Below are 8827 nucleotides of genomic sequence, written 5' to 3'. Positions count from 1 at the left end.
CCGGTGGGCTTCCGAACGACGGAGCCATCCTTGAATGGCCCGCTTGGCAGGCCGCCGCGCGAGGAGCGAGGAAGTCCGGTGGGCTTCCGAACGACGGAGCCATCCGTAGACGACTCGCACGGGGATACCGATTACTTCGGCGTCCTCCCACCCAAGGGAGGACGCCGCATCATGGCCGGAACTGGCGTTGCTCCGGCGTACACCGACGACTGAATGGGGACCATGGCAAAGGACAACTACGGCGCGGACAGTTTGACCGTTCTCGAAGGCCTCGACGCGGTGCGCAAGCGCCCCGGCATGTACATCGGCACCACCGACAGCCAGGGCCTGATGCACTGCCTGTGGGAGATCATCGACAACGCCGTGGACGAGGCACTGGCCGGCGCCTGCGACCACATCACCGTCACGCTCCATGACGACGGTTCGGTCGAGGTGGCCGACAACGGCCGCGGCATCCCCGTGGACACCGAACCGAAAACCGGGCTGAGCGGCGTGGAGGTCGTACTGACCAAGCTGCACGCCGGTGCCAAGTTCGGCAACTCCTCCTACAACGCCGTCGGCGGTCTGCACGGCGTCGGCTCGTCCGTGGTCAACGCGCTGTCCGCGCGCCTGGACATCGAGGTTGATCGCGATGGCAAGACGCACCACATGGCCTTCCACCAGGGGCACCCCGGCGTGTACACGGATGCGGATCCGGCGCACCCCTCGCCGGACGCGCCGTTCAAGCGCACGCGCAAGAACAAGGCGACCGAACTGGAGATCATCGGCAAGGTCAGCCCGAAGACCACGGGCACGCGCATCCGCTACTGGGCCGACCCCGAGATCTTCAACGACACCGCCGAATTCAGCTACGAGCAGCTCATCGACCGCGTGCGCCAGACGAGTTTCCTAGTGCCGGGGCTGCGGATCACCGTCATCGACGAGAACATCCCCGAAACCGGCGACGAGTCGGTCGACGAGGTGCGTGAAATCGACGAGGCCGTCTCCGCGGAGGGTGACGCCGGTACCGCCGAGGCGGTACCGACGCCGGGCCTGGACGGCTTCTCGACGGTGGCGGCGGAGTCGGACGTGGCGGAACCCGTGCCGTCGGGGCCTGCAACGCCCGCCCACGGCCATGCCCGCGTGGAGGAGTTCCTCCATACCGGCGGCGTCAAGGACTTCGTCGACTTCCTGTCCAAGGGGGAAGCGGTCTCCGACATCTGGCGCATCACCGGCGAGGACACGTACGAGGAAGAGACCCAGGCCGTCGACGACAACGGCGACCTGCACGCGCGGACGATCACCCGCACCTGCGGCGTGGACATCGCCCTGCGGTGGGTCAACGGATACGACACCACGATGCGCAGCTTCGTCAACGTGGTCGAGACCCCGGGCGGCGGCATGCACGTCGACGGATTCCTCAACGGCATCACCAAGCAGATCCGCAAGGCCGTGGAGGACAACGCGCGCAAACTCAAGGTGAACCTCAAGGACGGCGCCATGCGCGTCGAGCGCGACGATATCCTGGCCGGCCTAGTCGCCGTGGTCACCGTGCGCATCGCCGAACCGCAGTTCCAAGGCCAGACCAAGGACGTGCTCGGCACCGCGCAGGTCAAGCCGATCGTCACCCGCATGACCGACAGGCAGTTCGGCGAGATGATCACCGGCTCCAAGCGCGGCTACAAGGAACAATCCGGCCGCGTGCTGGAGAAGATCGTCGGGGAGATGCACGCCCGCATCCAGGCGCGTAAGACCAAGGAGGTCACGCGCCGCAAGAACGCGCTCGAATCCGCCTCGATGCCGCCGAAGCTGTCCGACTGCCAGCCGGGCAACGACGACGTGGCCGAGCTGTTCATCGTGGAGGGCGATTCGGCGCTCGGCACCGCTAAGGCGGCCCGCAACTCTGGGTTCCAAGCGCTGCTGCCGATCCGAGGCAAGATCCTCAACGTGCAGAAGGCCTCGCTGAGCCAGATGCTCTCGAACAAGGAATGCGCGGCCATCATCCAGGTGGTCGGCGCCGGGTCCGGGCCGAGCTTCGACATCGAGCAGGCACGGTACAACAAGGTCATCATGATGACCGATGCCGACGTGGATGGCGCGCATATCCGCATCCTGCTGCTGACGCTGTTCTACCGGTACATGCGCCCGCTCATCGAGCACGGCCGCGTGTACGCCGCCGTGCCGCCGCTGCACCGCATCGCGCTCGCCGGCTCGCACAAGGGCGAATACATCTACACGTATTCGGACGACGAGCTGGCCGGCAAACTGGCCGAGCTGGACCGCAAGCACATCGCCTACAACGACGACATCCAGCGCTACAAGGGCCTGGGTGAGATGGACGCCGACCAGCTGGCCGACACCACGATGGACCCGCGCACGCGCATGCTGCGCCGCATCCGCATGGAGGACGCCGCGCAGGCCAGCGAGATCTTCAGCCTGCTCATGGGCGACGACGTGCCGCCGCGCAAGCAGTTCATCGTGGACAACGCCGACGATTTCGACCGCTCCAAGATCGACACCTGATCCCCACCCCGGTGCGTGCGCCATGTGAACTGACAGCGCTTGCAAACATGCGAACGAAAACCGTCCCGAACGGCATGTCGCATGCGGACGGATGACAGAATGACAGCTGTCTACTGACCGTTCGGTATATGTTTGAGGAGACGCTGATGGCCAACCTGTTGCTTGCCGTCATCTATCTGGCGTTCGTCAGCCTGGGATTGCCCGATGCCATGCTTGGCGCGGCCTGGCCGACGATGTACCACGACTTCGGCGTGCCGGTTTCGTTCGCCGGCGGCATCTCGATGGTCATCTCGGCGGGCACCATCGTCTCGGCGCTGCTGAGCGACCGGCTGACGCTGCGCTTCGGTGCGGGCAGAGTGACCGCGGTTTCGGTGGGCCTGACGGCCGCCGCGCTGCTGGGGTTCTCGTTCGCGCCGAACTACTGGACGCTGATCGTGCTGGCCGTGCCGTATGGCCTGGGCGCGGGCGGTGTGGACGCCGCGCTGAACAACTACGTGGCGGTCCATTACACCAGCCGCCATATGAGCTGGCTGCACGCCATGTGGGGCGTCGGCGCCTCGGTCGGCCCATACGTCATGGGCTTCGCCCTGGGACAGGGGCAGGGCTGGTCCTGGGGATACCGGTATGTGGCCATCGTGCAGATCGTACTGACCGCGTTGCTGCTGTTCAGCCTGCCGTTGTGGCGCAACCGTTCCGGCGAACGGCAGCCTGCCGAGGACACGGCCGGACAACAGGCCTCCGACCCCGCCCGCAAGCCAATGGGGCTGCGCGGCGTGCTGGCCATCCCCGGCGCCAAGGAGATCCTGGTCATGTTCTTCTGCTATTGCGCGGTGGAGCAGACCGCCATGCTGTGGTCCAGCAGCTACATGGTGCTCGGCTGCGGCATCGACAAGCTGACCGCGGCCAGCTGGGCCAGCCTGTTCCTCATCGGCGTGACCGCCGGACGCTTCCTGAGCGGCTTCATGACCATGAGGTTCGACGATCCGACGATGATCCGCATCGGCCAGGCGCTGGTGTTCACCGGCATTGTGGCCATGCTGCTGTCCCTGCCCGCCCATATGAACGTCATCGGCGGCCTGATGCTGATCGGCCTGGGCTGCGCCCCTATCTACCCGTGCGTCATCCACTCGACGCCGATGTATTTCGGCGAGGACAAGTCCCAGGCGATCGTGGGCGTGCAGATGGCCTGCGCCTATATCGGCACGCTGCTGATGCCGCCGCTGTTCGGCCTGATCGCCAATCACATCGACGTGCGGCTGTTCCCGTGGTACCTGCTTGTGCTCCTGCTGCTGATGGTGATGATGCACGAGCGGCTGCACAAGCTGCGCGGCTGAACGCCGAACATCGTCATCGTTCCATTCCACAGAAAGAGTCGAGCGGCGCCGGTGCGCCGCACCTGATGCTATACAGAAAGATGTATGGCATGTTCGAAGGAGTGGATATGGACGTTCGGTCATCGGCATTGGGCGCGCTGTACGGTTTGGCATGCGGCGATGCGCTGGGCATGCCGACGCAGAGCATGTCGCCCGATCAGATCGAGCAGGCCTACGGCGGGCCCGTCACGGGGTTCCGGGATGCGGTGGACTGGCAGCCGATCGCGCCCGGCATGCGGGCCGGCAGCATCACCGACGACACCGAACAGGCGGTGCTGCTGGCCAGACGTCTGATCGCCGATGACGGTGATCTGGATGTCCACCGGTACGCCGACGACCTGATCGCATGGGAGTCGGCGATGCAGGCCAAGGGGTCGCTGGATCTGCTCGGCCCGTCGACGAAATCCGCGCTGCAGGCATTGCGCGACGGCGTATCCCCGGAGGTCACCGGCCGCTTCGGCACCACCAATGGCGGGGCGATGCGTGCGGCCCCGGTCGGCATCGCCTATCCGCGCACGCCGGAACTGGATGCCGCGGCACGCCGCTCCTGCGTCGTGACGCACAACACCGTCCAGGGCATCGAGGCCACCACGCTGATCGCCTATGCCGTCAGCTGCGGCATCGACGGGCTCGGTGTGCGGGAGGCGCTGGACGCCGCCGTCGCGCACATCCGTGCCACCGCCGTCCAAGGGTATTGGTCGGCCAAGGCGTCGGTGCTGGAACGCACACAATGGATCCTCGACGAAACTGGACGGCACGCGTATGACGACGAATCCTTCGCCGCGCTGCTGCGCAAGGTGTGCGGGACCAGCGTCGAAGCGAACGAATCCGTGCCCGCGGCCTTCGCCATCGCCAACCGATTCGCCGACGACCCGTTCCACGCGCTCTGCTTCGCCGCCTCGCTCGGCGGGGACACCGATACCATCGCGGCCATGGCCGGGGCGGTGATCGGCGCATGCCTCGGCGTGGAGGCGTTCGACGCGGATTATTTGGCCACGCTGCGGGCCGTCAACGGGCTTGAACTGGAACCGGTCGCCGAGGGACTGCTCGCCATCCGGCAACGGCGGGAACGAGGCGTGCGATGAACGGCGTGCGATGTGCGGATTCGCCCGGGCGGGTCGTCTCGTTCGGACAGGTCATCATCGACCTGACCATACGGGTCGGGCGGGTGCCGCAGCCGGGGGAGGACGTGTACGCCGACCGGGCCGGCGTGGCTGTGGGCGCCGGTTTCAACGCGCTGTACGCGGTCAGGCGGATGGGCGTCGACGCCGTATATGCGGGCGCGCTGGGCACGGGTCCGTGGTCGGACCGGATTCGCGCCGCACTGGAGCGGGAGGGGATCGCCCATGGCGGCGTGACCGATCGGGAGGACGACAACGGGTTCTGCATCGCCCTGACCGACGCCGACGCCGAACGCACGTTCGTGTCGGTGCGCGGCGCGGAGACCCGGCTGGGACCGCACGGGTTCGACAATGTGGCGGTGGGGGCCGGCGACGTCGCCATATTCAGCGGCTACACGCTGATCCACCGCAGCGCCGAGGCCCTTTCGGCGTTCATGTGCCGGACCGCCGGCCATGATTTCCCCGCCGTATTCGACACCTCGCCGGTTATCGGGCAGATCACGGACGCGCAACTGGACGAACTCGTCTCATACCGTCCGATATGGACCTGCAACGAGCGCGAGGGCGGCATTCTCGCCGAACGCCTGGGGCTGGGCCGCACGGCGCCGCAGACGGACAACGGTGGACTGTGCGCGGCGCTGTGCGACGCATTGCATGCGCCGGTGGTGCTGCGCGCCGGCAGGGGCGGCGCGTGGGCTGGGTCGGAGGACGACACGGTGGAACCCGTGCCCGGATTCCCCGTCACGGCGGTGGATACGAATGGCGCAGGCGATTGCCATACCGGCGTGATATGCGCCGAACTGTGCCGTGGCACCGATCTGGTCCGCGCCGTCAGGCTCGCGAACGCCGCGGCGGCCATCGCCGTCACCCGACACGGCCCGGCGACCTGTCCCACCCGCGGTGAGGCGGAGGCGCTGATTGCCCGTGCCGACGAAGGGAGGCGGTAACGCAATAACGATTGAACCCGCGGCACGCCGCTGACAACAACCTGACGCAACGAAGCAGGAGAATGACGAATCTATGAGTACAGACAATGACAACAAGAGCACCGCACTCGCCGTCGAAGGCGGCGGTGTCGACACCATCGCCGAATCCGACCGCAAGGGCAAGCCATCCAGCCTGTTCTGGCCCTGGTTCGCCTCGAACAGCGGTGTCATGGCGCTGTCCTACGGCGCGTGGGGACTGGGCTTCGGCATCTCGTTCTGGCAGGCCACCATCATGTCGATCGTCGGCGTGGTCGTGTCCTTCCTGCTGGTCGGCATCATCTCCATCGCGGGCAAGCGCGCGAACGCGCCGACCATGGTCATCTCGCGCGCCCAGTTCGGCATTGAGGGGGCTAAGATCCCCGCGGCGCTGTCCTGGATCGCCACGCTGGGCTGGGAGATCTCCCTGGCCACCACGGCCGTGCTGGCCATGTCCTCCACGTTGGAGAAGCTGGGTGCCGGCACCGGCGCCGTCCCCAAGATCATCTCGGCCGTGGTGGTCATCGGCCTGGTTGTGGTGGCGGGCATCTACGGCTACGATCTGATCATGAAATGCCAGCAGGTCATCACGATCGTCGCAATCGTCATGACCGTCGGCTACTTCATCCTCGGTTGGGGGTACATCGACTTCGACGCGATCTCCTCCGCGCCCGACGGCTCGCTGCCGGCGATGCTCGGCTGCTGCTTCTTCGTGATGACGGGATTCGGCCTGGGATGGGTGAACATCGCCGCCGACTACTCGCGGTACCTGCCGCGTGACGCCTCGAACGCCGGCATCGTGTTCTGGAGCACGTTCGGCGCCTCGATCGCCAACATATTCCTCATCACCTACGGCGGCCTGATCGCGATCTCCGACTCCGAACTGGCCGAGAACGTCGGCAACGACCCGATCGGCGCCATGGCCAGCGTGCTGCCCACCTGGTATCTGGTGCCGTTCACGATCGTCTCCGTCATGGGCCTGATGTCGGCCGCCATCATGGACAACTACTCCAACGGCCTGGCGCTGCTGTCGTTCGGCATCAAGCTGCCCCGCACCGTGGCCGCGGCGCTGACCGCCGTGCTCACCGTCGTCGGCGTGGTCTACGTGACCTTCTTCTCCGATACCTTCATCGGCCCGTTCCAGGGATTCCTGACCACCCTCGGTGTGCCGATGGCCGTATGGGCCGGTATGTTCATCGTCGACGTGCTGCTGCGCAAACGCGACTATGACGCCGAGGCGCTCTACGACGCCAAGGGCATCTACGGGGCCTGGAACGTCAAGGCGCTGGCGATCCTGGCGGTCGGCACGTTCGTCGGCTGGGGTCTGGTGGTGAACACCGCGGCCAGCTGGCTGACCTGGCAGGGCTACCTGCTGGGCCCGCTCGGCGGCAAGGAAGGCAACTGGGCCTCGGCCAACCTGGGCGTCATCGTGGCGCTCGCCATCGGACTGATCGGCGCGTTCGTGCTGCAGCGCGCCGACATCAAACGGCAGGAGCTGGCCATGGACGCCGGCACCGGAAAGGAGCGGTGATGATCGATCCCGAGGAGTGGCTGGTCGTCATCGACCGGCAGAAGGTGTTCGCCGAATGCGAATGGTCCGACTGGGCCTGCCCCGACCACGCGTTCCAGAAAACCGACGAGGCCTTCGCGGCCTTGGCCCGGGCCTACGGCGACCGGGTCGTCTACACGCGGTATGTGGCGCCCGACAAGGCCGTCGACGCATGGGTCGGCTACTTCGAGATGTGGCCGCAGTTCCTCGTGCCGGCCGACGACCCGATGTACGACCTGACCGATGACACGGCGGCGCTCGCCGAAGGACACCCCGTGGTGACCCGCACGACGTTCGGCAAGTGGGGTCCCGAATTGGCGCAGGCGATCGGCGGCGCCCGCAAGATCGCCCTGTGCGGCGTGGCCACCGACTGCTGCGTGCTGACGACGGCGCTCGCCGCCGCGGACGACGGTGTCGCCGTCCGGCTGGTCGCCGACGCCTGCGCGGGCAGTTCCCCGGAGAACCATGAGATGGCGATCCGGACGATGGAGCTGTTCACCCCGCTGATCACCGTCACCGACTCGGCGGCCATCCTCGGCTGACCGACCCCACCGACCCCACCGACGCGCCCGACGCCACACAGACCGGCGTCGGGCGCGTCGACGACACCCCGCATACGAAGGAGCGACGCGATGACGCACGCCAATGCAGCCATGCCGGACGCTGCCGCGGCCCGATCGTCGGGCAGTTGGGAGGAATTCTGCGCCCCCGGGCCGTGGAACGCGCCGGCGGCCTACTGGTTCTGGCACCATATCCCCACACGGTCGGAAATCGTCGCGCAGATTCAGGCGATGAGGGACGCCGGCTACCAATCGTTCCAGATTCAGACAAGGCTGTCGTTCCCGCGGGACCGGTACCTGTCGGACGACTACCTGGCCATGTGCCGTCTCGCCGCCGACGAGGCCGCCTCCCGGGGGATGATGATCGGCATCTACGACGAATACAACTGGCTGTCCGGCCACGCCGGCGGACTGACCGTGCAGGGGCGGGACGAGCTGCGTGAGCGCCACCTGTTCCACGTCACCGTGCCTGTAGGCGCGTCGGGCCGTATCGCCGGCGCCATCACCGGCATACGGTCGCAGGACGTCGAATACCTGCAGGAACCCGGACGCCAGTGGGTGTACGACGGCGGGGAATCGCTCTGGGACGAATGGACGCTGATCGGCGCCATCGGCGTGACGGCGGACGGGCTGCCCGTTGACCTGACCGCCGGGGCGCATATCGACCGGGCGGACCCCCAAGGCTGTGCGACGAGCGTGGACGTGCCGCCGGCGTCGGGCATCCGGGAGGTGACCTTCCTGGTCGCGGCCCGCTGCCGCA

Annotated in this window: 6 protein-coding genes and 1 pseudogene; all 7 read left to right on the top strand. The window is 67.0% G+C overall.

Going from position 1 to position 8827, the window contains the following annotated elements; all coding sequences use genetic code 11:
* Positions 1 to 213: 213 nt before the first annotated feature.
* Positions 214 to 2502 carry a DNA gyrase/topoisomerase IV subunit B gene (locus tag B4C31_RS02640; RefSeq protein ID WP_414631830.1) on the top strand — a complete coding sequence of 763 codons (2289 nt, stop codon included), beginning with the start codon at positions 214 to 216 and terminating at the stop codon, positions 2500 to 2502.
* Between the two features lie 146 nt (positions 2503 to 2648).
* Positions 2649 to 3836: an MFS transporter gene (locus B4C31_RS02635; RefSeq protein WP_291531230.1), complete on the top strand. Its 1188-nt coding sequence runs from the start codon at positions 2649 to 2651 to the stop codon at positions 3834 to 3836.
* Positions 3837 to 3943: 107 nt separating this feature from the next.
* Positions 3944 to 4960 carry an ADP-ribosylglycohydrolase family protein gene (locus B4C31_RS02630; RefSeq protein WP_291531229.1) on the top strand — a complete coding sequence of 339 codons (1017 nt, stop codon included), beginning with the start codon at positions 3944 to 3946 and terminating at the stop codon, positions 4958 to 4960.
* Positions 4957 to 5943, top strand: a complete 987-nt coding sequence (locus tag B4C31_RS02625) for a PfkB family carbohydrate kinase (protein WP_291531228.1) — start codon at positions 4957 to 4959, stop codon at positions 5941 to 5943. The genes B4C31_RS02630 and B4C31_RS02625 overlap by 4 nt, the downstream gene beginning before the upstream one ends.
* Positions 5944 to 6016: 73 nt before the next feature.
* Entirely contained in the window at positions 6017 to 7489 is a 1473-nt protein-coding gene (locus B4C31_RS02620) for a purine-cytosine permease family protein (RefSeq protein WP_291531227.1), read from the top strand.
* A complete protein-coding gene (locus tag B4C31_RS02615) occupies positions 7489 to 8049 on the top strand; it encodes a cysteine hydrolase (protein WP_291531226.1) in 561 nt (186 codons plus the stop codon). The genes B4C31_RS02620 and B4C31_RS02615 overlap by 1 nt, the downstream gene beginning before the upstream one ends.
* 90 nt (positions 8050 to 8139) lie before the next feature.
* A pseudogene (locus B4C31_RS02610) lies at positions 8140 to 8827 on the top strand (hypothetical protein); the annotation flags it as partial.

It is taken from the genome of Bifidobacterium sp. UBA4282 (genome assembly GCF_002394995.1).
GTDB classification, from domain to species: domain Bacteria; phylum Actinomycetota; class Actinomycetes; order Actinomycetales; family Bifidobacteriaceae; genus Bifidobacterium; species Bifidobacterium pullorum_B.
Note: the sequence above shows the minus strand (reverse complement) of the source record. Positions and strands in the feature narration are given on the sequence as shown.

Coding starts and splice junctions, on each gene's coding strand:
- B4C31_RS02640 (WP_414631830.1), top strand. CDS start 214: ATGGGGACCATGGCAAAGGACAACTACGGCGCGGACAGTTTGACCGTT.
- B4C31_RS02635 (WP_291531230.1), top strand. CDS start 2,649: ATGGCCAACCTGTTGCTTGCCGTCATCTATCTGGCGTTCGTCAGCCTG.
- B4C31_RS02630 (WP_291531229.1), top strand. CDS start 3,944: ATGGACGTTCGGTCATCGGCATTGGGCGCGCTGTACGGTTTGGCATGC.
- B4C31_RS02625 (WP_291531228.1), top strand. CDS start 4,957: ATGAACGGCGTGCGATGTGCGGATTCGCCCGGGCGGGTCGTCTCGTTC.
- B4C31_RS02620 (WP_291531227.1), top strand. CDS start 6,017: ATGAGTACAGACAATGACAACAAGAGCACCGCACTCGCCGTCGAAGGC.
- B4C31_RS02615 (WP_291531226.1), top strand. CDS start 7,489: ATGATCGATCCCGAGGAGTGGCTGGTCGTCATCGACCGGCAGAAGGTG.